Consider the following 23541-nt stretch of genomic DNA (forward strand, 5'->3'; position numbering starts at 1 on the left):
GCCGGGGGGCGCGGGGCGGGGGCGGCGGGGTGCTGCGCCGCTCCGCGGCGAGCGGCGTTCCGGGGCCCGACCCCCTGGCTACTGCTGCGGGTGGTGCGCCGGGATCGGCGGCAGGTCGCCCTTCGTCTCGTACGCCGACAGCATGTCGATGCGGCGGACGTGACGTTCGTCACCGGAGAACGGCGTGTTGAGGAAGGTCTCGACGAACTGCACGGCCTCGTCGGTGGAGTGCATGCGGGCGCCGATGGCGACGACGTTGGCGTTGTTGTGCTCGCGGCCCAGCGCGGCGGTCTGCTCGCTCCAGGCGAGTGCGGCGCGGACGCCCTTGACCTTGTTCGCGGCGATCTGCTCGCCGTTGCCGGAGCCGCCGATCACGATGCCGAGGGACTCGGGGTCCGCGGCCGTCTTCTCGGCCGCACGCAGGCAGAACGGCGGGTAGTCGTCCTGGGCGTCGAAGATGTGGGGCCCGCAGTCGACGGGCTCGTGGCCGTGGGCCTTGAGCCACTCGACGAGGTGGTTCTTGAGTTCGTAGCCGGCATGATCCGAGCCGAGGTACACGCGCATGGGTCTGAGTGTGGCATGCCCTGGTGCCGGTGGCCGCGCGCGGGTCGGCGACACCGCCACAGACCGTCACCATCCGAAACTTGTCGCGCTATGCGATACACAACATTCCGGAATAGCGACTTCCGTCCGTAACACCCCTGGGTTTGAATGCGAGGGCTCGTCCCCGAAAATTAAGGATTCGTCTATGACCTCGCAGCCCCACCTTGCGAAGGCAGACACCGAGACGCCCTCCTCCGGGCAATCGCAGCCCGGAAACGGTGACGGACTGAAGGCGGGCCTCAAGAACCGCCATCTCTCGATGATCGCCATCGGCGGTGTCATCGGCGCCGGACTCTTCGTCGGCTCCAGCTCCGGCATCGCCACGGCCGGCCCCGGCATTCTCCTGTCGTACGCGCTGGTCGGCGCCATGGTCGTCCTCGTGATGCGCATGCTCGGCGAGATGTCCGCCGCCAACCCCACCTCCGGCTCCTTCTCCTCCCACGCGGACCGCGCACTGGGCCGCTGGGCCGGGTTCTCGATCGGCTGGCTGTACTGGTTCTTCTGGGTCGTCGTGCTCGCGGTCGAGGCCACCGCGGGTGCGGTGATCCTGGAGAGCTGGATACCGGCCGTACCCCAGTGGGCCTGGGCGCTCATCGTGATGGTCGTCCTCACCGCGACCAACCTGGGCTCCGTTGCCTCCTACGGCGAGTTCGAGTTCTGGTTCGCGGGCATCAAGGTCGTGGCGATCTCCGCGTTCATCGTCATCGGCGGCCTGGCCGTCTTCGGCGTCCTTCCGGGCGTGGACAGCGACAGCGCCGGCCTCGGCAACCTGACCGGGCACGGCGGTTTCCTGCCGAACGGGCCGGGCGCGATCCTCACCGGCATGCTGCTGGTCGTCTTCTCCTTCATGGGAAGCGAGATCGCCACCCTGGCGGCCGCCGAGTCCGCGGACCCGCAGCGCGCGGTCACCAAGGCGGTCAACAGCGTCATCTGGCGTATCGCGGTCTTCTACCTCGGCTCGATCTTCGTCGTCGTGTCTCTGCTGCCGTGGAACGACCCGAGCATCACCAAGGACGGCTCCTACGTCGCCGCGCTCGACTCCCTGGCCATTCCGAACGCCGGCCAGATCATGAACTTCATCGTGCTGACGTCCGTGCTGTCCTGCCTGAACTCCGGCCTGTACACCGCCTCTCGCATGGCGTTCTCGCTCGGCGAGCGCGGTGACGCACCCAAGGCCTTCGCCCGGACCACCTCACGCGGCGTGCCGAGGGCGGCCATCCTCGCCTCCGTGGTCTTCGGGTTCGTCGCAGTGTTCTTCAACTACGCCTTCCCAGACACCGTCTTCCTCTTCCTCGTCAACTCCTCGGGCGCCGTCGCCCTGTTCGTCTGGCTCGTAATCTGCTTCTCGCAGCTGCGCATGCGAAAGATCATCCAGCGGGAGTCGCCCGAGAAGCTGGTCGTCCGCATGTGGCTGTACCCCTACCTCACCTGGGCGACGATCGCTCTCATCGTGTTCGTACTCGGCTACATGCTCACCGACACCGCGCACAACGGACGCGAGACCGTGCTGCTGTCGCTGCTGGTCGCGGCCATCGTCCTGGCCATCGCGGTGGTGCGGCAGAAGGTCCAGCGCGCCAAGGTCTGAGGCCGCCAAGGCCTGAGGCCCGCCGAGTCCTGCTGCAACGTATGAAGCCCCCGCGGTTCTCACCGCGGGGGCTTCGTCGTCGTCGGCTGCGGGTGTCAGCCGCGGCGCCCGGCCAGCTTCCAGGCGGTGGGCAGCGCGCCCATCGCGAGGACCGCCTTCAGGGCGTCGCCGATGAGGAACGGGGTGAGCCCGGCGGCGATGGCCTGGGTCAGGGTCATTCCGGTGGCGAGGGCCAGGTACGGGACGCCGACGGCGTAGATGACGGCCTCGCCGAGCAGCATGGTCCCGGCGGTGCGGAGCACGGAGCGGTCGCCGCCGCGGCGGGCCAGAGCACCGACCAGGGTGGCGGCCAGGAGCAGGCCGATGATGTAGCCGAAGGAGGGGGCGGCCGCGCCGGAGGTGCCCTCGGCGAACCACGGGACGCCGGCCATGCCGGCGAGGGCGTACACGGCGAGCGACAGGAAGCCGCGGCGGGCGCCCAGGGCCGTGCCGACGAGCAGCGCGGCGAAGGTCTGGCCGGTCACCGGCACGGGCGAGCCCGGCACGGGCACCGCGATCTGGGCTGCGATCCCGGTGAGCGCGGCACCGCCGAGCACGAGCGCGACGTCCCGGACACGGGAGGCGGGGAGCAGGTCGGCGAGGACCTCGCCGGGACGGGTGGAGACGGCAGCAGTGCTCATCGGGACTCCGCTGGGTGACGGCAGTGGGACAGGGTGACGCTATCCCAGCGGTCCGGCGCTGATCACCGTCAGCGGCTGACAAAGGCGGGATCGAGCAGTTCGTGGGCTCTGCACAAAAGGCGTCGGGTATGCGTCTGAGGGCGTGATGCTTGTCACTGGTGGCCATCCGCGTATGGCCCGTTTTGCGTCGGCGGGTGGCGCGCGGAGAGACTGTAGGGTCTCGCCAATCGGCCGGGACATCGCCACGGAGGCGGGAACTCCGGGACGGCGCAGCCCTGCTGGGCCTCCATGGACCTCCTGGACCTCCCAGAGCCGCGAGGGCACGAGCCGCACATGCACAACGAACCGCCCGATCAGGCAGCCGGGACCGCGGTCGCGGGGCCGCACTCCGCCACCGCCGCGCCCCTGGGCCAGGAGCCGGAGCCCCTTGCGGGCGGGCTGAAGCAGCGGCATCTGACGATGCTCGGTCTCGGCGGTGTGATCGGTGCGGGGCTGTTCGTCGGCTCCGGGGCGGGGATCGCCGTGGCCGGTCCGGGGATCGTCGTGTCGTATCTGCTGGCGGGTGCGCTGGCGATGTGCGTGATGCGGATGCTCGGCGAGATGTCGGCGGCGATGCCGGCGTCGGGGGCGTTCTCGGTGCATGCGGAGCGGGCGCTCGGCCGGTGGGCCGGGTTCACGGTCGGCTGGCTGTACTGGTTCCTGCTCGTCGTCGTGCTCGCCGTGGAGGCGACGGGCGCCGCGACGATCGCGCACGGCTGGGTGCCGTCGGTGCCGCAGTGGACGTGGGTGCTGATCTTCATGGTGGTCTTCACGGGGGTCAATCTCGCCGCCGTGCGGAACTTCGGCGAGTTCGAGTTCTGGTTCGCCGCGCTGAAGGTCGCCGCGATCGTGCTCTTCCTGGTGCTGGGCCTGCTCGCGATCTTCGGGATGCTGCCGGACACCGATCCCGTGGGGCTGACGAACCTGACGGGCCACGGCGGGTTCCTGCCGCACGGCTGGGAGGGGGTCGTCTCGGGTGTGCTCGCGGTCGTCTTCGCCTTCGGCGGCCTGGAGGTGGTGACGATCGCCGCGGCCGAGTCGGACGACCCGGCCCGCTCGGTCGCGCGGGCGGTGCGCAGCGCGGTGTACCGGATCCTCTTCTTCTACGTCGGGTCGATGCTGGTGATCGTGACGGTGCTGCCGTGGACGGCGCAGCGGGCGGGGCTCAGTCCGTATGTGAAGGTGCTGGACTCGGTCGGGGTACCGTCGGCGGGCACGATCATGAACATCGTGGTGTTCGTCGCGCTGCTGTCGGCGCTGAACGCCAATCTGTACGGCTCGTCCCGCATGGTCTTCTCGCTGGCCGAGCGCGGTGAGGCACCCAAGGCGCTGCTGAAGGTTGACCGCGGCGGGGTTCCGCGGCGCGCGGTGCTCGCGTCCGTGGCCTTCGGTTTCGTCTCGGTGCTGCTCAATCTGGAGTGGCCCGACACGGTGTTCCTCTACATGCTGAACGCGGTCGGCGCCGTGCTGCTGTTCGTCTGGGCGCTGATCGCGGTGTCCCAGCTGCGGCTGCGGCGGCGCATCGAACGGGAGGCGCCCGAGCGGCTGGTGCTGAAGATGTGGGCGTTCCCGTGGCTGACGTGGGCGGCGCTGGCCGGGATGGCGGCCGTGCTCGGGCTGATGCTGACGGACGACGGGGCACGGCCGCAGGTGCTGTGGTCGGCGGGGGCGGCGGCGTTCGTGCTGGTGTGTGCGGGTGTTCGGGAGCTGGTGGAGCGTCGGGCCGGCTGACCACCATCGGCTCTGTGCGATCGCCTGGACGCGTTCAGGTGATCGCCCAGAGCCGCCCAGGTGATCGCACACAGCGCGCCCCCGATTACGCTCCGCACAGCCACTGTCCGCATATCGGTCATGATCTTCATCTGAGCGGGTGCGGTGCCCACACTGTGCCGTTGGAAATGCCGTCTCACGTTACGGACAACCCGCGCATGTCTCGGACCACGCCGTCCGTCGAGCCCTCACCGGCCGACACCTCGACCCGCCCCGAGAGCGCCGCCCCTGCCGGCGACTCGCTCTCGCACGGCCTCAAGCAGCGGCACCTGTCGATGATCGCCCTCGGCGGCGTGATCGGCGCCGGGCTCTTCGTCGGATCGGGAGCGGGCATCGCGGCCGCGGGTCCTTCCATCGTCATCGCCTACGCGGTGTCGGGCCTCCTTGTCATGCTCGTGATGCGGATGCTCGGCGAGATGTCCGCCGCGTATCCGTCGTCGGGCTCCTTCTCCGCGCATGCGGAGCGGGCGATCGGGCCGTGGGCGGGATTCACCGCGGGCTGGTCGTTCTGGGTGCTGCTCTGCACGGCCGTGGGCCTGGAGGGCATCGGCGCGGCGAAGATCGTCAGCGGCTGGCTGCCGGGTACGCCCGAGTGGGTGTGGGTGGCCCTGTTCATGGTCGTCTTCTGCGGGGCGAACCTGGCTGCCGTCCGCAACTTCGGCGAGTTCGAGTTCTGGTTCGCCGCGCTGAAGGTCGGCGCGATCACGCTCTTCCTGGTGCTCGGCGTCCTGGCGATCCTGGGCGTGCTGCCCGGCACCGACGCGCCCGGTACGAGCAACCTCACCGGCGACGGCGGTTTCCTGCCGAACGGCGGCGAGGGGCTGGTCATCGGCCTGCTGGCCTCCGTCTTCGCGTACGGCGGCATTGAGACGGTCACCATCGCTGCGGCCGAGTCCGAGAAGCCCGTCGAAGGCGTCTCGAAGGCCGTGCGCACCGCGATGTGGCGCATCGCGCTCTTCTACATCGGCTCGATGGCGGTCATCGTCACGCTGGTGCCGTGGGACGACAAGGCGGTCGTCGAGAAGGGCCCGTACGTGGCGACGCTCGACCACCTCGGGATCCCGGGCGCCGGACAGCTGATGAACGTGATCGTGCTGGTCGCGCTGCTCTCCGCGATGAACGCCAACATCTACGGCTCGTCCCGCATCGCGTACTCGCTGGTCGCGCGCGGCCAGGGCCCGAAGGCACTGGGCCGGGTCTCGAGCGGTGTGCCGCGCGTGGCCGTACTGGCGTCCTGCGTCTTCGGCTTCGTCTGCGTGGTGCTCAGCTACTGGCGGCCGGACGACGTGTTCCCCTGGCTGCTCAACATGATCGGCGCGGTCATCCTGGTGGTCTGGTTCTTCATCGCCGTCTCCCAGTTGCGGATGCGCCGGGCGCTCGAGCGCGAGGCGCCCGAGAAGCTGGTCGTGCGGATGTGGGCGTTCCCGGTGCTGACGTGGGTCGCGCTGGCCGGGATGGCCGCGATCTTCGTCCTGATGGCGCGCGAGCCTGGCACCCGTGTGCAGTTGTACTCGACGGGCGGGATGACGTTGTTCCTGGCGGTTGTCGGGTACGCGTGGCAGAGGGCACGGGCCAAGGGCTGACCCGCGCACCGCGCATCGCCAGCACAGCACAGCACACCGGCAGCACAGCACACCGGTAGCACAAGGCCCTCGCACGGAGTTCGGTCCCTGCGAGGGCCTTGTGCTGCTGCCGGGTCCTACAGGTTGCTGAAGTCCGGCCCCTTGGTGCGCGTGCGCTTGATCTCGTAGAACCCCGGGACCGAGGCGACGAGGAGGGTGCCGTCCCACAGCTTGGCCGCCTCCTCGCCCTTCGGGGTCGGGGTGACGACCGGGCCGAAGAACGCGATCTGCTCGCCGTCCTCGCCGGGTACGGCGATGACCGGGGTGCCGACGTCCTGGCCGACCTTGTCGATGCCCTCCTTGTGCGAGGCGCGCAGCTCGGCCTCGTACGGGGTGGAGTCCCAGTGGTCCATGAGGGAGGCGGGCAGGCCGACGTCCTTCAGCGCGGCGGCGATGACCTCCTTCTCCATGCCCTCGCCCTGGTTGTGGACCCGCGTGCCGATCGCGGTGTAGAGGTCGCCGAGCACCTCGGGCCCGTGCTCCTGCTGAGCGGCGATGACCACCCGGACAGGCCCCCAGGCCTTCGTCTCGAGCAGTTCGCGGTATTCCTCGGGCAGTTCGTCGATTTTCGGCTCGTTGAGGACGGCCAGGCTCATCACGTGCCAGCGGACCTCGATGTCGCGGACCTTCTCCACTTCCAGGACCCACCTGGAGGTCATCCAGGCCCAGGGGCACAGCGGGTCGAACCAGAAGTCGACGGGCGTCTTCTCGGGCATGGCTCTCCTCATGAGGACAGGAATGGCACGTGGGGACTGAAACACCGTCGGCCCTCCGCCCATTCCCGGATGAGAGGATCGATCAGGGGCTGTCCGACGCTGGTCAGCCGGACAGGCCCTGGTTCCGACGACCTTCGAAGGAGTGCCCGTGCCCGGTGAGAATCTGTCCCGCGACGAGGCCCGCGAGCGGGCCGCACTGCTGTCCGTCGACGGGTACGAGGTCGAGCTCGACCTGCGCTCCGCGGTCGGCGGGAGCGAGCGGGAGCCGCGCACGTTCCGCTCCGTGACCACGATCCGGTTTCGCTGCGCCGAGCCGGGCGCGACGACGTTCGCCGATCTGATCGCGCCGAGCGTCACGGCCGTGTCCCTCAACGGCAGGGATCTCGACCCCGGGGAGGTGTTCGACGGCGCCCGGATCACGCTGGAGGATCTCGCCGCCGAGAACGAGCTGGTCGTGGACGCGCAGTGCGCCTACTCCCGCACCGGCGAGGGCATGCACCGCTTCGTCGACCCGGAGGACGGCGAGGTCTACCTCTACACGCAGTACGAGCCCGCCGACTCGCGCCGCGTCTTCGCGAACTTCGAGCAGCCGGACCTCAAGGCGCCCTTCCGTTTCGAGGTGCGGGCCCCGGCCGGATGGACGGTGTGGTCCAACGGCGTGGGAGAGCACAAGGACGGCATCTGGCACTTCGCCGAGACCAAGCCGATCTCGACCTACATCACGGCGATCGTGGCCGGGCCCTACCACTATCTGACGGACACCTACACGCGCACGTTCGAGGACGGTACGACGCTGGAGATCCCCCTCGGCGCCCTGTGCCGCAAGGGCCTGGCGAGGTACTTCGACGCGGACGACGTCTTCCTGGTCACCAAGCAGGGCCTGGACTTCTTCCACGACCACTTCGACTACCCGTACCCCTTCGGGAAGTACGACCAGGCGTTCGTGCCCGAGTACAACCTCGGCGCGATGGAGAACCCGGGCTGTGTGACCTTCCGCGAGGAGTTCATCTTCCGCGGCAAGGTGACACAGGCGGCGTACGAGGGCCGGGCCAACGTCATCCTGCACGAGATGGCGCACATGTGGTTCGGCGACCTCGTCACCATGCAGTGGTGGGACGACCTGTGGCTGAAGGAGTCCTTCGCCGACTTCATGGGCGCGTTCTCGCTGGTCGGCGCGACCCGCTTCAAGGACGGCTGGATCACCTTCGCCAACCGCCGCAAGGCGTGGGCGTACCGGGCCGACCAGCTGCCCTCCACGCACCCGATCACGGCCGACATCCGCGATCTGCAGGACGCCAAGCTGAACTTCGACGGCATCACGTACGCCAAGGGCGCGTCCGTCCTGAAGCAGCTGGTGGCCTACGCCGGGCAGGACGCCTTCCTGGAGGGCTCGCGGCGCTACTTCAAGCGGCACGCGTACGGGAACACGCAGCTCGGCGATCTGCTGTCGGTCCTGGAGGAGACCTCCGGGCGGGACATGGCGGCCTGGTCGCGGGCGTGGCTGCAGACCGCCGGGGTCAACTCCCTGACTCCGCAGGTGCTGCTGGGCGCCGACGGCCGCGTCAGCGAGCTGGCCGTGGTCCAGGAGGCGCCCGAGTCGCACCCTGACCTGCGGCCGCACCGCGTGGCGGTGGGCCTCTACCGGCGGACCGGTGACGGCGCTCTGGAGCGGTACGCGCGCGTGGAGACCGATGTCGAGGGGGCGCGGACGGTCGTCGGCGAGCTCGGGGGTACTGACGCCCCGGACCTCGTGCTGGTCAACGACGACGACCTCACGTACTGCAAGATCCGCTTCGACGAGAACTCCCTGGCCACCCTGCGGGAGCACCTCGGCGACATCACCGACCCGCTGGCGCGGGCGCTGTGCTGGTCCGCCCTGTGGAACCTCACGCGCGACGCGCTCATGCCCGCGCGTGAGTTCATCGCACTCGTGCTGCGGTTCGGGGGCCGTGAGTCCGACATCGGCGTCCTGCAGATGCTGCACGCCTGGGCGAAGTCGGCGCATGAGCACTACGCGGCGTCCGCGTGGCGCGCGGAGGGCGGACAGCTGCTGGCCGACGGAGCGCTGCGGGAGCTGCGGCTCGCCGATCCGGGCAGCCAGCACCAGCTGGCCTGGGCACGGTTCTTCGCCTCCGTCGCGTCGAGCGAGCCCGATCTGCAGTTCCTCCGGGATCTGCTGGAGGGAACCGAGAAGCTGGAAGGGCTCGAGGTCGACCAGGAGCTGCGCTGGTCGTTCCTCGAGCCGCTCGCCGCGTACGGGGTGGCCGACGAGGCCGTGCTGGCGGCGGAGCTCGCCCGCGACGACACGGCGTCGGGCAAGCGGCACCAGGTCCGGTGCCTGGCCGCGCGGCCTTCGGCGGCGGTCAAGGCGCAGGCCTGGGCGGCCGTCGTCGAGTCCGACACGCTGTCGAACGCGCTCGTCGAGGCGACGATCGCGGGGTTCACGCAGCCGTCGCAGCGGGGGCTTCTCGCGCCGTATGCCGCGAAGTACTTCGATGCGATCGAGCGGGTGTGGAGCGAGCGGTCCATTCAGATCGGGATGGATGTGGTACGGGGGTTGTTCCCGTCCTTGCAGGACTCGGCGGAGACGCTGACGGCGGCGGATGCGTGGTTGGAGGGCCGCCGTTCCGCGCCTCCGGCGCTGCGGCGGCTTGTCATCGAGGCGCGCGATGATCTTGCGCGGGCGCTGCGGGGGCAGGCGTGCGACGCCGGGGCCGCCGGGGGGACGCTGTAGTTCTTTGCTTGGGTACGACCCCTGGGCGCCGTTGCTCGGGGGTTGTGCCCACCCTCCCCCAGCTACCGCTGGGAGGTGCCCCCAGCCCTGCGGAACGCCTGCCCACAACGGTGATGGGCGCGCCCCCTCTCCCTCCGTTTGCCACCACGGTTACCGAACGCGGGCAGCGCGGGCCGTAACCCCGAATGGACCAGCGGGTTTCGGGTGTCGAACGTTCGTACTTTAGGGCGAGGTTGTCCGGGTTTTTCGACGGCTGCGTAACAGCGGTTCACGGGCCGGGAGGCGATGGGAAAGTCCGGGGGCATGAACCACAACGCCCCGCTCTCCCCCCGACCCCTGCTCCGCCCCGCGCTCTCCGACGTCCGGCTGCGCGTGATGAGCACCGCGCAGCTCCGGGCGCACGGTGTGTCCGGCGCGGAGACGAACGCGCGCTGCCGGCCCGGCGGGCCCTGGCAGCAGCTCCTGCCCGGCGTCCATCTCCTCCATTCCGGGCCTCCCACCAGCGAGGAACGGCTGCACGCCGTGCTGCTGTACGCGGGGAATCCCTCGCCCCGCCGCGCGGCGCACACCGTCCCCGCGCAGCCCGAGCCGGGCGAGCCGCACGGCCCGGGACAGCAGCGGATCGTCTACGGCGACGCAATGATCACGGGCCTGGCGGCGCTCACGCTGCACCGTCTCCCGTCTGCTCCTCCGCTGCTCGCGCTCAACCGCATCGACGTCCTCGTGCCGCGCACCCGCCGGCTGCGCTCGACCGGCTTCGCGCGTCTGGTCCGCGCGCCCGAGCTGCCCGTCCCCGAGCAGGTCACCGGCCTGCCGGTGGCGCCCGTCCCGCGGGCCCTCGCCGACGCGGTCGCACAGCTGTCGGACACCGAGGCGGTACGCCGCCTGCTCACCGAGGCCGTACGCGGCGGCCACTGCGACCCGGCGGCCGTCGTACGCGAGTTGGCCGAGGCACAGCTGCTGAACCGCCCGCACGTGATCGACGCCGTCGAATCGCTGCTCGCCGAGGGCCGGGCCGTCGCCGAGGACGGGCTGTACCGGATGGTGCGCGAGCACCGGCTGCCCGACCCGCTGTGGAACGTGGACCTTCGTCTGCCGGGCGGCCCGCACCTCGGCGGCGTGGACGCGTACTGGCCCGACCAGGCCGTCGCGGTCGAGCTGGACACCCGGGCACCGGGACAAGACCTGCCGCACGGCGACGACGCCGTCTGGTCCGAGTACGCCCGCAAGCGCGAGTACTTGGAGCGGCTCGGCATCACCGTCGTCCACATCACGCCGAAGAAACTGCGTGACTCGCTCGAACAGCAGGCGACAGTCGTACGGACGGCGCTCATGGCCTCCGTCGACCGCGAGCCCGCGGCGTACGTGGTGGTGCTGCCCCGCTGATGTCAGCGGAGGCCCCGAAGGGCATTGGGTGAAGGGGCGGAGCCCGCGGGACGGGCCCGCCCCTTCACCTTGCGCGTCACGCCTTCTTGAGGACCAGCTCCGTGTTGCGGTCCCCCGGTGTGCCCGACAGCGTCGACCGGGCGCCCGGTGCGTTGAAGGACAGCTCCCGGTAGAGGGCGGCGAGGCCCGTCTGGGAGAGGTCCGCGAAGTCGGTGGCGTGCGGGGCCGCGGACTCGATCAGTGTGGTGAACAGCGAGATCGTGCCGTCGTGGTTGTCCACCAGCTCGATCACGCGGGCCAGCTGCGGGAAGTCGATGTGGGAGGCCGTGGAGATCTCCCAGAAGGTGCCGTGCGGGGTGATCTTGTTCTTGTGGCTGTGGCCGTTGACCCAGGCGAGGACGTTTCGGTGGCGGCCCAGGAGCGTGAGGACCTCGTCGCCGCCGTGCCGGGCCTCGCCCGCGCGCCCCGGGTCGGGGTTGAGGTTGCGCATCGTCTTGCTGGTGTGGTGGCTGAAGACGATGACGTACTCGTCCTTGTGCGCCTTCAGGGTGCGCTCCAGCCACTTCAGCTGGGCCGTGCCGAGCGAACCCTCGTAGTGGCCGCCCGGGTCGGTGGTGTCGAGGCTGATGCCGAGCACGTCGTCGGCGATGCGGAAGGAGTAGTACTGGGTGCCGGCGGCGAGGTTGGCGGCGGTGTAGCCGTGGCCGAACGGGCCGGGGCCGGTGTGCGCGGGGTCCAGGTGCGCCTTGAGGTACTCGGCCGGGGTGAAGGGAGCGCGGGACTCGTCCGGGGTGACCGAACGCATGCGCCGTGCCTCGCTCTTCAGTACCTCCTTGAAGACCTGGCCCTTGGGGTCGCCGCCCTTCTTGACGTTCTTCCACAGCGCCGCGCCCTGCGCCTCGGGCAGCGACATCAGCTTGCGCCCGCCGACGGCGAAGTCGGCGAAGAAGGAGTCGCCGGGTGCGTAGCAGCCGCCGGGCAGCGCGTCGTGGTTACCGACCGTCGAGTACCAGGGGAGGTTGAGGCCCGGGCTGCGCACCTCGCGGATCGCCGCCTCCAGGAAGCCGTCGATGTGCGGGAACCCGAGCTGCTTGTCGGCGTCGCGCAGGGCATCGTCGGGCTGCCAGTACAGCTTCAGGCCCGAGTTCTGCACGCCCTCGTAGCGGCGGGGGGCGCCGGTGTTGGGCGTGATGCGGCCGCCGCTCATCGCCTTCAGGAACCACTCGAGCTCGGAGCGCGCGTTGTTGTCGGTGTTGTCGCCGGTCGTCATGACGAAGTGCAGCGGCGCACCGGTGGCGGGGGCGCCGCGCAGCGCGTTGACGCGCTCCACGAGGGAGATCGCACCGGCCACGGAGAGCGCCTCCTGCGGTCGCCAGGCGCTGGCGGTCTGGGAGCGCAGGTACTCGTAGCGCAGCGGGTGCTGGACGTCGACGATGTGCAGGTCGGTGAACTGCACGAAGGCGGCGAGCGCCGTGCGCCGTTCGGTGCGGCCGGACCTGGGGGCCGCCAGATCGGACCGTACGAGGCGCTTCCAGGCCGGGCCGTCGCCGAGACGCCGGTAGCCGGGCGCTCCGGAGCGGGGCGCGGACACCGTGCTCAGGGTGGTGCCCCTCTCGTACGGGGCGAGCGGCGCGGGGGGCGCTTGCCGGGAGGACGCAGAGACCGCCGTCGGGACGTCTGTGGGGGCCGCCGCGGCTTGCGCGCTGCCGGGGCGGAGCGCGTATCCGATGCCCGCGGACAGGGACACCGCTCCGGTGGCGGCTAGCAGCGTACGGCGGTTGACGGTGGTGGCGGCAGCAGCGGCGGTGGCCACAGAGCGTAGGCGCGACATGGCGCGGTCTCCCCGAGTGCGAAACGCGTCGGCAGTGGGCACGGGGAGTCCGGTGTGTGAACTCCCCGCCTTCCCTTGGATCGTTGGCAGACGGGATGACCTGCGCGTTAACTCGGCGGCAACGGGCAGCGCCGATCGCCGAACGTGGATCTTGGACTACCCGGCGTGACACGGACCCCTCTCCGGTCGGAGGGGAAGCGGTCACTCCCCGTTCACTTTCCGGGGTACTGGAGCGATTCCAGACTGTTGGGGCTAGTTACGGCGCTCGGGGACCGTATGGCCGTCGGCCGGCCTCTCCCGCCACATCTGCAGGCCGATGTCGACGAGCTCGACGCGCTGCAGCCGCGGCACGTCCTCCAGCGCCTGCCAGGCGGCCATGTCCGTGGAGCCGTTCTCCTCGTACCGCAGGGCGCCGCCGGTGATCTGCGCCTCGTAGACGATGCGCAGCCCGTGGAAGTCGGCGACCGTGCCGAGCCTGCGCGGATAGCGGCGCAGCACGGAGTGGACGCCGAGCAGCGCCGCCGGCTGAACCGTGTAGCCGGTCTCCTCGCCGACCTCGCGGATCACGGTGTCGTAAGGGTCCTCGCCGTGGTCCATGCCCCCGCCCGGCAGCGTCCAGTGCTTGGTGCCGTCGCCCGCAACCCAGCGGGCCAGCAGCATCTGACCATCCCTCACGCACACGGCGTAGGCCGCCACCCTCAGTTCCTTCTGCATGGACAGACGTTAGGCCCCAACGGGGCCTCTTCTCGCACGCCCTTTGGGCGTACGGCCGTCGAGCTCACCTACGCGCGTCACACGGTCCAAATCCCTCTATCTCCTGCCATCGCCCCCATGGCGTATGGCGGAAGTACGCCACGAACCCAACCCGCCACAGGCAAAAACTCCACAAACAGTGGTCTCATACGTAAAGCTGAGCGGCCATCAGGCACCGAATTCCGGACTCCCGTGCGAGAGCTCTCCTGTGCGAGAGCCGTCCCGTGCGAGAGACCCGGACCTTCACCCACAAGGATGCTGATGACCTCCGACTCCCAGCGCGCACCCGCGTCCGGTGCGAGACGCGTGGCCCGCGTCGTCGTGGCCGCCGGCCTGGTGGCCGCGCTCTCCGCGGCCGGGCCGCTACCCATGGCCTTCTCCGCGGACGCGGACCCGACGCCGGCTCCGGCCGACGCGACCGTCAAGTCGGCCGACGACAAGCTCGGTTCGGCCGACGCCGAACTCCTCGCCGAGGCCAAGGCCGAGGGCGACAAGAACGTCACCTTCATGGTGGCGACGACGCCCGGCAAGACCGAGCAGGTCGCCGAGCAGCTCGACGCCGTCGACGGCGGCCTGGTCGGCAAGACGATCGACAAGCTCGGCTACGTCCGCGCCACGGTGCCCACCGCCAAGGCGGACAAGGCCATCGCGGCCGCGCAGAAACTTTCCTCCGTCCAGGCGATCGACCTCAAGCAGGAGATCCCGCTGGACGACCCGACCCCGTCCGCGGACAGGGCCAAGGGCGCCGGCACCGCCGCGGAGGGCGCGTATGCGGCCCCCGGCAAGAAGACCCCGGCCAAGAACCCGTACAACCCTTCCTTCGAGACGGGCTCGGTCGACTTCGTCCAGGACCACCCGTCGTACGACGGCCGCGGCATCACCATCGGCATCCTCGACTCCGGTGTCGACCTGGGCCACCCGGCGCTGCAGAAGACCACCACCGGCGAGCGCAAGATCGTCGACTGGGTGACGGCCACCGACCCGGTCTCGGACGGCGACGGCACCTGGCGGCGCATGACCACCTCGGTCGCCGGCCCGAGCTTCACGATCACCACCTCGAGCCAGGGCACCGAGAAGTTCGCCGCCCCCGCGGGCTCCTACAAGTTCAACTACTTCGCCGAGGCCGCCACCACCGGCGGCGACATGGCCGGCGACCTGAACCGCGACGGCGACACCACCGACGTCTGGGGCGTGCTCTACGACCCGGCCGCGGGCACCATGACCGTCGACCTCGACGACGACCTGGACTTCACCGACGAGACGCCGATGAAGCCGTACAAGGACGGCTTCCAGATCGGCTACTTCGGGACGGACAACCCGTCCACCGAGGTCGTCGAGCGCATCCCGTTCGTCGCCGAGATCCGCAAGGACGTCGTCTACAACGCGGCGGGCGACAAGGCCGACTACGTCAGCATCGGCGTCATCGAGGGCTCCCACGGCACGCACGTGGCCGGCATCACCGCCGCCAACGGTCTGTTCGGCGGCAAGATGAGCGGCCAGGCGCCCGGCGCGAAGCTGGTCTCGTCCCGTGCCTGCACCTGGTCCGGCGGCTGCACCAACATCGCGCTGACCGAGGGCATGGCCGATCTGGTCATCAACCGCGGCGTGGACATCGTCAACATGTCCATCGGCGGCCTGCCGGCGCTCAACGACGGCAACAACGCGCGCGCCCGGCTCTACACGCGCCTCATCGACGACTACGGCGTGCAGCTGGTGATCTCCGCGGGCAACTCAGGACCGGGCGCGAACACCATCGGCGACCCGTCGCTCGCCGACAAGGTGATCTCCGTCGGCGCCACCGTCTCCAAGGAGACCTGGGCCGCCAACTACGGCTCGGTCGTGGAGAAGAAGTACGCCATGTTCCCCTTCTCCTCGCGCGGTCCGCGTGAGGACGGCGGCTTCACCCCGACCATCTCGGCGCCGGGTGCCGCGATCAACACGATCCAGACCTGGGTGGCCGGCCAGCCGGTGGCCGAGGCGGGCTACAGCCTCCCGGCCGGCTACGGCATGCTGCAGGGCACCTCGATGGCGTCCCCGCAGGCCGCCGGTGCCTCCGCGCTGCTGCTGTCCGCCGCCAAGGCGAAGGGCATCGACCTCACCCCGGCGAAGCTGCGCACCGCGCTGACCAGCACCGCCCGCCACATCACCGCGGTGCAGGCGTACGAGGAGGGCGCGGGCCTGGTCAACGTGCCCGACGCGTGGGAGGCGATCAAGGACGGCGCGACCGCCCACGAGTACACGGTCAAGGCACCGGTCGACACGAGCATCGACCAGTTCCTCGCGGAGCCCGGCGTCGGCACCGGCATCTACGACCGCGAGGGCGGTCTGCAGAAGGGCCAGAAGAAGGTCTACGAGGTCACGGTCACCCGTACCTCGGGTCCCGACCGGGCGGTCCGCCACGAGCTGGACCTGGCCAACAACTCGGGTGACACCTTCTCGATCGCCGGCCCGGACGAGATCAGCCTCGGCCTGAACAAGCCGGTCACCGTCAAGATCGCCGCGAAGCCCCGCTACACGGGCGTCCGCAGCGCGATCCTCGAGGTGGACGACCCGAGCACCGAGGGCGTCGACAAGCAGATCCTCAACACGGTCGTCGTGGCGGGCGACCTGACGAGCGGCTCGTACACCTTCGCCGCGTCCGGCTCGGTGCAGCGCAACAGCACCAAGTCGTACTTCGTGACGGTGCCCGAGGGCGCCACGTCCCTGGAGGTCGCGATCGGCGGGCTCCTTGGCAAGAGCCAGACCCGGTTCATCGCGATCCACCCGTACGGCGTTCCGGTCGACGTGACCTCCACGCCGAACTGCTACAGCAACTACCTCGACGGCAACGGCTGCCGCCCCGACCTGCGCTCCTACGCGAACCCGCAGCCGGGCGTCTGGGAGATCGAGGTCGAGTCGCGCCGTACGTCGCCGCTGCTCGACAACCCCTACAAGCTCGACGTCACCGTGCTGGGCGCGGCCTTCGACCCGGCCGTGCAGACGGTCCCGGAGGCCAAGGCCGGCACCCCGGCCGCCGTCTCCTGGAAGGTGACGAACGGCTTCGCGGCGATCGACGGCACCGTGCAGGGCGGCCCGCTCGGCTCCTCGAAGACCGCACGGCCGACCATCGCCGAGCGTGAGACGCAGACCACCACGGTCGTCGTGCCCGAGGGCGCGGAGCGGCTCGACGTCGCCATCGGCAACGTGTCCGACGCGGCGGCCGACCTCGACCTGGTCGTCTACGACGAGTCCGGCGAGGAGGTCGGTTCGTCCGCAGACGGGGACTCGGAGGAGTCCGTGAGCCTCTCGAAGCCCGCCGCGGGCACGTACACCATCGAGGTCTACGGCTACGGCATCCCGTCCGGCTCGACGGCGTACGACTACCTCGACGTCTTCTTCTCCTCCTCGCTCGGTGAGGTGAAGGTCGACGAGTCGAAGGCGGTGGAGCTCGGCCACGGCGCGTCGACGGAGATCACGGCCGAGGTCGTCGCCAACGCGGCGGCTCCCGAGGGACGCGAGTTCTTCGGCGAGGTGCAGCTGGTGAACGCGCGCGGCACGGTCGCGGGCGTCGGCAGCGTGAAGATCGAGAAGGTCACGCCGTAACGGGGTGACCCTCGCAGGGAGGGGCGGGCGCTCTTACGGGCGCCCGCCCCTTCCGCTTCCCCTCCCCCCCGTGGGTTCCCCCGATGGGTTTCTCCCTTTCCGACCCCCGTCGGCTCAGCTGTCGGCCGGGGCGTCGTCGCCGCCCGTCCGGTCGCCCCCCGCGGGGCACTCCATCCCCTTGGCGCCGGGCAGCGCCCTCTCGATGTCCTTGCGTGCGTCGCCGACCCCCCAGCCAACTTCCCAGTCCTGCCGGTCGTCGGCCAGAAGCGGAACTCGTACCAGCGTGTACACGCCCGGCTTCAGGTCCTCGCGCGCGGTCCCAAGGAGCGTCACGGTGATCGTGGGGTGCTCCTTCACCGAGCGCTCGGGCCGGTAGTAGCGCTTGACCTTCAGTACGACGTCCACGTCGCCGTCGGCACGCGGGGTGATGCTGACGACCGTGCCCTCGACGAGGACGCGGGAGCAGGCGATGCGCGCTTCCGGTGAGTACAGCGACGCACCGCCCTCCGCACTGTCCGCTGCCTCCTTGGCGGACGACGCCGCGTCGCCCGTGCCCCTGCTCAGCCCGGACCACAGCACACCGCCGAACACAGCGGCGACGCAGGTGGCCGCGAGCGCGCCGAGCGCGATGGCGAACCGGTGCCTGGTCCGGCCCGGCACGGGCACCGAGGCCGCCCGAGTGGTGCTCTTCGGAGTGGTGCGGTTCTGGCCCGTGGTGTGGCGCGCGGGCGCTGCCAGCGCGTCCCCCAGTCCGCGCAGCTGAGCCTGCAGCGCCGTGAGATCCGCCACAGCCTTCTCGTACTCGGCCATGAAGGCGGCGTCCGCGCGGGCGTCCCCGGACAAGGGCTCGTCCATGATCGCAGCCAGCAGAGCGTCGCCCCCGCTGCCGTACTCGGCTCCGTCGTCGTGTCCGGCCACCGTCACACCACCTCCTCCTCGTGCAGCCGCGCCCGCAGCGCCCGTACGGCCGTGTGCAGCCTGCTCTTGACCGTCCCCTCAGGGATGCCCAGCTGCTGCGCGATCCCCCGCACCGGCAGGTCCGCATAGAAGCGCAGCACCACGACCTGACGCTGGTCGTCCGGCAGCGTGTCCAGGCCCTTGGCCACGGCGAGCGAGAGCACCCGGGTCTCCTCGACCACCGGGTGTTCCTGCCGCAGCGAGGCGAGCCGCTCGCCGAGCCGCTCCTGGCGGCGGCGTGCACGGTGCCAGTCCATGGCCAGATTGGAGGCGACGACCGCGGCCCACGCCGACACGTCGCGCGGCGCGTCATGCCCCTTCGCGGCCCGTTCCAGCAGCCTGAGCCTGACCTGCTGCACCCCGTCCGGCAGATCCGCGTAGGGCACGCCCCCCAGTGCCAGCACGGCCCGCACCCGGTCCTCCTGGGCCTCGTCCAGCGGATCCGCGTCACGGACTCTTCCGGCTTTTCGCCGCAGCAATGCCACCCTCCCCTCCCTGCATTTCCCCTACGACGCCGGAGCACCCGGAAACGTTCGCGCGACTCTCCCCGTCCGCGAACCGTCCCGCCCCTCGGACAATGGATTGGAAAAGCGGCCGGGGGCATACGCATCATGGAGCCGCACCCGCAGCTCAGCCACACCCATGCAAGAAGGAGTCCTCGTGAGGGTCGGAATCGTCGGAGCCACCGGTCAGGTCGGCACAGTCATGCGCAGGATCCTCGACGAGCGGGACTTCCCGGTGGACGAGCTGCGCCTGTTCGCCTCGGCCCGGTCGGCCGGTTCGACGATCGACTGGAAGGGCACCCCGGTCACCGTGGAGGACGCCTCCACCGCCGACTACACGGGCCTGGACATCGTTCTGTTCTCGGCGGGCGGCGCGACCTCGAAGGCGCTGGCCGAGAAGGTCGCATCCCAGGGCGCGGTCGTGATCGACAACTCCTCGGCCTGGCGCAAGGACCCCGAGGTCCCGCTGGTCGTCTCCGAGGTCAACCCGCACGCGATCGCGAACCGCCCCAAGGGCATCATCGCCAACCCGAACTGCACGACGATGGCCGCGATGCCGGTGCTGCGTCCGCTGCACGAGGAGGCGGGCCTCGAGGCCCTGGTCGTCACCACCTACCAGGCCGTCTCCGGCTCGGGCCTCGCGGGCGTCGCCGAGCTGCACGGCCAGGCGCAGAAGGTGATCGCCGACGCGGACAAGCTCACGCACGACGGCGAGGCCGTGGACTTCCCGGAGCCGGGCGTCTACAAGCGCCCCATCGCCTTCAACGTCCTCCCCCTCGCGGGCTCGATCGTCGACGACGGCCTGAACGAGACCGACGAGGAGCAGAAGCTCCGCAACGAGTCCCGCAAGATCCTGGAGATCCCGGAGCTCAAGGTCTCCGGCACCTGCGTGCGCGTGCCGGTCTTCTCGGGCCACTCCCTGCAGGTCAACGCCCGTTTCGCCCGCCCGATCAGCGTGGAGCGCGCCACGGAGCTGCTGTCCGACGCCCCCGGCGTCGAGCTCTCGGAGATCCCGACCCCGCTCCAGGCGGCCGGCAAGGACCCGTCGTACGTGGGCCGCATCCGCGTCGACGAGACCGTCGAGAACGGCCTCGCGCTGTTCGTCTCCAACGACAACCTCCGCAAGGGCGCCGCGCTGAACGCGGTGCAGATCGCGGAGCTGGTGGCGGCGGAGCTGGGCCGCTAGCCGTACGCGGTGAAGGGGGCGGCCACCGACCGGTGGCCGCCCCCTTCACTCATCGTCCCCACAGCTCCGGGCGGTGTTCTCGGCATGCGTCCGCGCCCGCGCCTGCTCGGCCTCGGGCGAGTTCAGCCACGGCCAGCGCTCCATGGCCTCTGCACGCACCTCGCGCCATGTACGGCCCGTCCCTCGTCGTCCAGCCACCCGTGCGCCACGGTCATCATTTCGCGCGTGCCGACTCTCGGCCTTGTCTTCGCCCATCACGGGAACTTCGGCGGGTAGAGCTTGAACTGCGAGGTGTCGACCGCGAACGAGAACGGTTCCGGCAGCTCGACGGCCTCGCCGAACTGGTACGGGTCGACCCTCCGGTAACTCATCCTCTCCGGCTGCCGGTGCAGCTCGATGAGGCCGTCGTTGGGGTCGATGAGCAGATAGAGCGGGATCCCGCTCATCGCGTACCACATGCGCTTCTTGATGTAGTCGCTGTCCTTATCCGAGGACACGACCTCGATGACCAGCTCGACCCGGTGAGCGGGGAACGGGTTGAGGTTGTCCTGGATCGCCTCGGAGGTCGTGACGGTGAGATCCGCCTTCGGCTCGAAGCTGGAGATCTCGGAGATCAGGGCCTGCTCGGGCAGGGCCTCCCAGCCCGCCGCGTCGAACTGTGTGGCCAGCTTGGTCACGATGCGGTTGTGGAACGGTGCCGCCGATGCCTGCATCACGATCTTTCCGTCGATGAGCTCGATCTTGAGCTGGTCGAGCTCGGGGAGCGTCTCCAGAAAGCGCAGCAGTTCGTGCCCGTCCTTGCTCCGCATGACGTCCTCGACAGTTTCGTGGTGCATCAGGGTCATCGCGGCGCCTCCTTCCACGCTCAGCGTAGGAACGGCGGCGGCCGACGAATCCAAGGTAGCCGTCTTTCGCCACGATCGGGTGAACCTCGCCCGGCGTGGAAGGATGGACGGAAAACGGTGGTTGCGAAGACGCACCGAGGAACCGAGGAGATGACCGCGTGCCTGGCACGAATCTGACCCGTGAAGAGGCGCAGCAGCGGGCGAAGCTGCTCACCGTGGACTCGTACGAGATCGATCTCGACCTCTCCGGCGCGCAGGAGGGCGGCACCTACCGGTCCGTGACCACGGTGCGGTTCGACGCGGCCGAGGGCGGGGCCGAGACCTTCATCGACCTGGTGGCGCCGACGGTCCACGAGGTCGTGCTCAACGGTGACGCGCTGGACCCGGCGGAGGTCTTCGCCGACTCGCGCATCACGCTTCCGGGCCTGCTGCAGGGCCCGAACGAGCTGCGGGTCGTCGCGGACTGCGCGTACACGAACACCGGCGAGGGCCTGCACCGCTTCGTCGACCCGGTCGACAACCAGGCGTATCTCTACACGCAGTTCGAGGTCCCGGATGCCCGCCGCGTCTTCGCGAGCTTCGAGCAGCCGGACCTGAAGGCCACCTTCCAGTTCACCGTGAAGGCGCCGAGCGGCTGGACGGTGATCTCCAACTCGCCGACGCCGGAGCCGAAGGACGACGTCTGGGTCTTCGAGCCGACGCCGCGCATCTCGACGTACATCACGGCGCTGATCGTCGGCCCGTACCACTCGGTCCACAGCGTGTACGAGAAGGACGGGCAGTCCGTGCCGCTCGGCATCTACTGCCGTCCCTCGCTCGCCGAGTACCTCGACTCGGACGCGATCTTCGAGGTCACGCGGCAGGGCTTCGAGTGGTTCCAGGAGAAGTTCGACTACGCGTACCCGTTCAAGAAGTACGACCAGCTCTTCGTGCCGGAGTTCAACGCGGGCGCGATGGAGAACGCGGGTGCGGTGACGATCCGCGACCAGTACGTGTTCCGCTCGAAGGTGACGGACGCGGCGTACGAGCGGCGCGCCGAGACCATCCTGCACGAGCTGGCCCACATGTGGTTCGGCGACCTCGTGACCATGGAGTGGTGGAACGACCTGTGGCTGAACGAGTCGTTCGCCACCTACACCTCGGTCGCCTGCCAGGCCCACGCGCCCGGATCCCGCTGGCCGCATTCCTGGACGACCTTCGCCAACGCGGAGAAGACCTGGGCGTACCGCCAGGACCAGCTGCCGTCCACGCACCCGATCATGGCGGAGATCCGCGATCTCGACGACGTCATGGTCAACTTCGACGGCATCACGTACGCGAAGGGCGCCTCCGTCCTGAAGCAGCTCGTGGCGTACGTCGGCATGGACGAGTTCTTCAGCGGCGTGCAGGCGTACTTCAAGCAGCACGCGTACGGGAACACGCGGCTGAGCGATCTGCTGGGCGCGCTGGAGAAGACCTCCGGGCGCGACCTGAAGACGTGGTCGAAGAAGTGGCTGGAGACGGCCGGCATCAACGTCCTGCGCCCGGAGATCGAGACCGACGCGGACGGTGTGATCACGTCGTTCGCGATCCGCCAGGAGGCCCCGGCGCTTCCGGCGGGAGCCAAGGGCGAGGCGATCCTGCGTCCGCACCGCATCGCGATCGGCCTGTACGACCACCAGGACGGCAGCCTCGTGCGGACGGACCGTATCGAGCTGGACGTCGACGGTGAGCTGACGCCCGTGCCGCAGCTCGTCGGCACGGCGCGCCCGGCGATCGTGCTGCTCAACGACGACGACCTGTCGTACGCGAAGGTCCGCCTCGACGAGGAGTCGCTGAAGGCGGTCACCGAGCACCTCGGCGACTTCGAGGCCTCGCTGCCGCGCGCCCTGAGCTGGGCCTCGGCCTGGGACATGACGCGCGACGCCGAGCTGCCGACCCGCGACTACCTGTCGCTGGTCCTGTCCGGCGTCGGCAAGGAGTCGGACATCGGCGTGGTCCAGTCGCTGCACCGCCAGGTGAAGCTGGCGATCGACCTGTACGCGGACCCGGCGTGGCGCGAGACGGGCCTGGCGCAGTGGACCGAGGCGGCGCTGGAGCACCTGCGGGCGGCCGCGCCGGGCAGCGACCACCAGCTGGCGTGGGCGCGCGCCTTCGCCGCGACCGCGCGCACGGACGCGCAGCTCGACCTGCTGGCCGCCCTGCTCGACGGCACGGAGACGATCGAGGGCCTGGTCGTCGACACCGAGCTGCGCTGGGCGTTCGTGGAGCGGCTCGCCGCCACGGGCCGGTTCGGCGAGGCGGAGATCGCGGCCGAGTACGAGCGCGACAAGACCGCGGCGGGCGAGCGCCACGCGGCGACCGCACGGGCCGCCCGCCCGACCCCCGAGGCCAAGGCGGAGGCGTGGGCGTCGGTCGTCGAGTCCGACAAGCTGCCGAACGCCGTGCAGGAGGCGGTCATCGCGGGCTTCGTGCAGACCGACCAGCGCGAACTCCTCGCCCCCTACACGGAGAAGTACTTCTCCGCGGTCAAGGACGTGTGGGAGTCCCGCTCGCACGAGATGGCCCAGCAGATCGTGATCGGCCTGTACCCGGCGCTCCAGGTGGACCAGGCCACCCTGGACGCGACGGACGCCTGGCTTGCCTCCGCCGAGCCGAACGCGGCCCTGCGGCGTCTGGTCTCGGAGTCCCGGGCGGGCATCGAGCGGGCCCTGAAGGCGCAGGCTGCGGACGCGGCGGCGTAGTTCTTCGTACGTCCGTGGGCGTATGC

At 70.1% G+C, this 23541-nt stretch carries 16 protein-coding genes; 8 read left to right on the top strand and 8 right to left on the bottom strand.

The window, feature by feature from the left end; genetic code table 11:
* Nucleotides 1-78: 78 nt before the first annotated feature.
* Complete coding sequence (locus STSP_RS06610; RefSeq protein WP_067273398.1) at nucleotides 79-564, bottom strand: ribose-5-phosphate isomerase; 486 nt, start codon at nucleotides 562-564, stop codon at nucleotides 79-81.
* 184 nt (nucleotides 565-748) lie between these two features.
* Here STSP_RS06610 and STSP_RS06615 point away from each other — a divergent pair, with 184 nt between their 5' ends.
* Entirely contained in the window at nucleotides 749-2188 is a 1440-nt protein-coding gene (locus STSP_RS06615) for an amino acid permease (RefSeq protein ID WP_067273400.1), read from the top strand.
* Nucleotides 2189-2283: 95 nt separating this feature from the next.
* Here the strand turns inward: STSP_RS06615 and STSP_RS06620 are convergent, their stop codons facing one another.
* Entirely contained in the window at nucleotides 2284-2868 is a 585-nt protein-coding gene (locus tag STSP_RS06620) for a biotin transporter BioY (protein ID WP_067273405.1), read from the bottom strand.
* A gap of 333 nt (nucleotides 2869-3201) precedes the next feature.
* Between STSP_RS06620 and STSP_RS06625 the strand changes: the two genes are divergently transcribed.
* Together STSP_RS06625 and STSP_RS06630 are read left to right on the top strand one after the other, a co-directional pair.
* A complete protein-coding gene (locus STSP_RS06625) occupies nucleotides 3202-4638 on the top strand; it encodes an amino acid permease (RefSeq protein WP_067273408.1) in 1437 nt (478 codons plus the stop codon).
* A 197-nt stretch (nucleotides 4639-4835) separates the two neighbouring features.
* On the top strand, nucleotides 4836-6260 hold the full coding sequence (locus STSP_RS06630; protein WP_067273409.1) for an amino acid permease: 1425 nt from the start codon (nucleotides 4836-4838) through the stop codon (nucleotides 6258-6260).
* Nucleotides 6261-6376: 116 nt separating this feature from the next.
* On the opposite strand, the gene STSP_RS06635 is transcribed toward STSP_RS06630, so the two are convergent.
* A complete protein-coding gene (locus STSP_RS06635; protein ID WP_067273414.1) occupies nucleotides 6377-7015 on the bottom strand; it encodes a mycothiol-dependent nitroreductase Rv2466c family protein in 639 nt (212 codons plus the stop codon).
* Between the two features lie 148 nt (nucleotides 7016-7163).
* Here STSP_RS06635 and pepN (STSP_RS06640) point away from each other — a divergent pair, with 148 nt between their 5' ends.
* A complete protein-coding gene (pepN, locus tag STSP_RS06640) occupies nucleotides 7164-9749 on the top strand; it encodes an aminopeptidase N (RefSeq protein ID WP_067273417.1) in 2586 nt (861 codons plus the stop codon).
* Between the two features lie 303 nt (nucleotides 9750-10052).
* Nucleotides 10053-11135, top strand: coding sequence for a hypothetical protein (locus STSP_RS06645; RefSeq protein WP_067273481.1), 1083 nt, complete (start codon nucleotides 10053-10055; stop codon nucleotides 11133-11135).
* Nucleotides 11136-11211: 76 nt separating this feature from the next.
* On the opposite strand, the gene STSP_RS06650 is transcribed toward STSP_RS06645, so the two are convergent.
* On the bottom strand, nucleotides 11212-12966 hold the full coding sequence (locus STSP_RS06650; RefSeq protein ID WP_067273418.1) for a TIGR03767 family metallophosphoesterase: 1755 nt from the start codon (nucleotides 12964-12966) through the stop codon (nucleotides 11212-11214).
* Between the two features lie 252 nt (nucleotides 12967-13218).
* Complete coding sequence (locus tag STSP_RS06655; RefSeq protein WP_067273421.1) at nucleotides 13219-13680, bottom strand: NUDIX hydrolase; 462 nt, start codon at nucleotides 13678-13680, stop codon at nucleotides 13219-13221.
* 300 nt (nucleotides 13681-13980) lie between these two features.
* Between STSP_RS06655 and STSP_RS06660 the strand changes: the two genes are divergently transcribed.
* On the top strand, nucleotides 13981-17301 hold the full coding sequence (locus STSP_RS06660) for a S8 family serine peptidase (protein ID WP_067273430.1): 3321 nt from the start codon (nucleotides 13981-13983) through the stop codon (nucleotides 17299-17301).
* A gap of 114 nt (nucleotides 17302-17415) precedes the next feature.
* On the opposite strand, the gene STSP_RS06665 is transcribed toward STSP_RS06660, so the two are convergent.
* On the bottom strand, nucleotides 17416-18225 hold the full coding sequence (locus tag STSP_RS06665; RefSeq protein WP_067273431.1) for a hypothetical protein: 810 nt from the start codon (nucleotides 18223-18225) through the stop codon (nucleotides 17416-17418).
* Entirely contained in the window at nucleotides 18222-18737 is a 516-nt protein-coding gene (locus tag STSP_RS06670) for a sigma-70 family RNA polymerase sigma factor (RefSeq protein ID WP_078066938.1), read from the bottom strand. The genes STSP_RS06665 and STSP_RS06670 overlap by 4 nt, the downstream gene beginning before the upstream one ends.
* A 181-nt stretch (nucleotides 18738-18918) precedes the next feature.
* Between STSP_RS06670 and STSP_RS06675 the strand changes: the two genes are divergently transcribed.
* A complete protein-coding gene (locus STSP_RS06675; protein WP_067273435.1) occupies nucleotides 18919-19947 on the top strand; it encodes an aspartate-semialdehyde dehydrogenase in 1029 nt (342 codons plus the stop codon).
* A 254-nt stretch (nucleotides 19948-20201) separates the two neighbouring features.
* Here STSP_RS06675 and STSP_RS06680 read toward each other — a convergent pair whose 3' ends face one another.
* Nucleotides 20202-20792, bottom strand: a complete 591-nt coding sequence (locus tag STSP_RS06680) for a Uma2 family endonuclease (RefSeq protein ID WP_067273437.1) — start codon at nucleotides 20790-20792, stop codon at nucleotides 20202-20204.
* A gap of 158 nt (nucleotides 20793-20950) precedes the next feature.
* On the opposite strand from STSP_RS06680, the gene pepN (STSP_RS06685) reads away from it, so the two are divergent.
* Nucleotides 20951-23515 carry an aminopeptidase N gene (gene pepN, locus STSP_RS06685; RefSeq protein WP_067273438.1) on the top strand — a complete coding sequence of 855 codons (2565 nt, stop codon included), beginning with the start codon at nucleotides 20951-20953 and terminating at the stop codon, nucleotides 23513-23515.
* Nucleotides 23516-23541 lie beyond the last annotated feature (26 nt).

The organism is Streptomyces jeddahensis (genome assembly GCF_001642995.1).
Classification (GTDB): domain Bacteria; phylum Actinomycetota; class Actinomycetes; order Streptomycetales; family Streptomycetaceae; genus Streptomyces; species Streptomyces jeddahensis.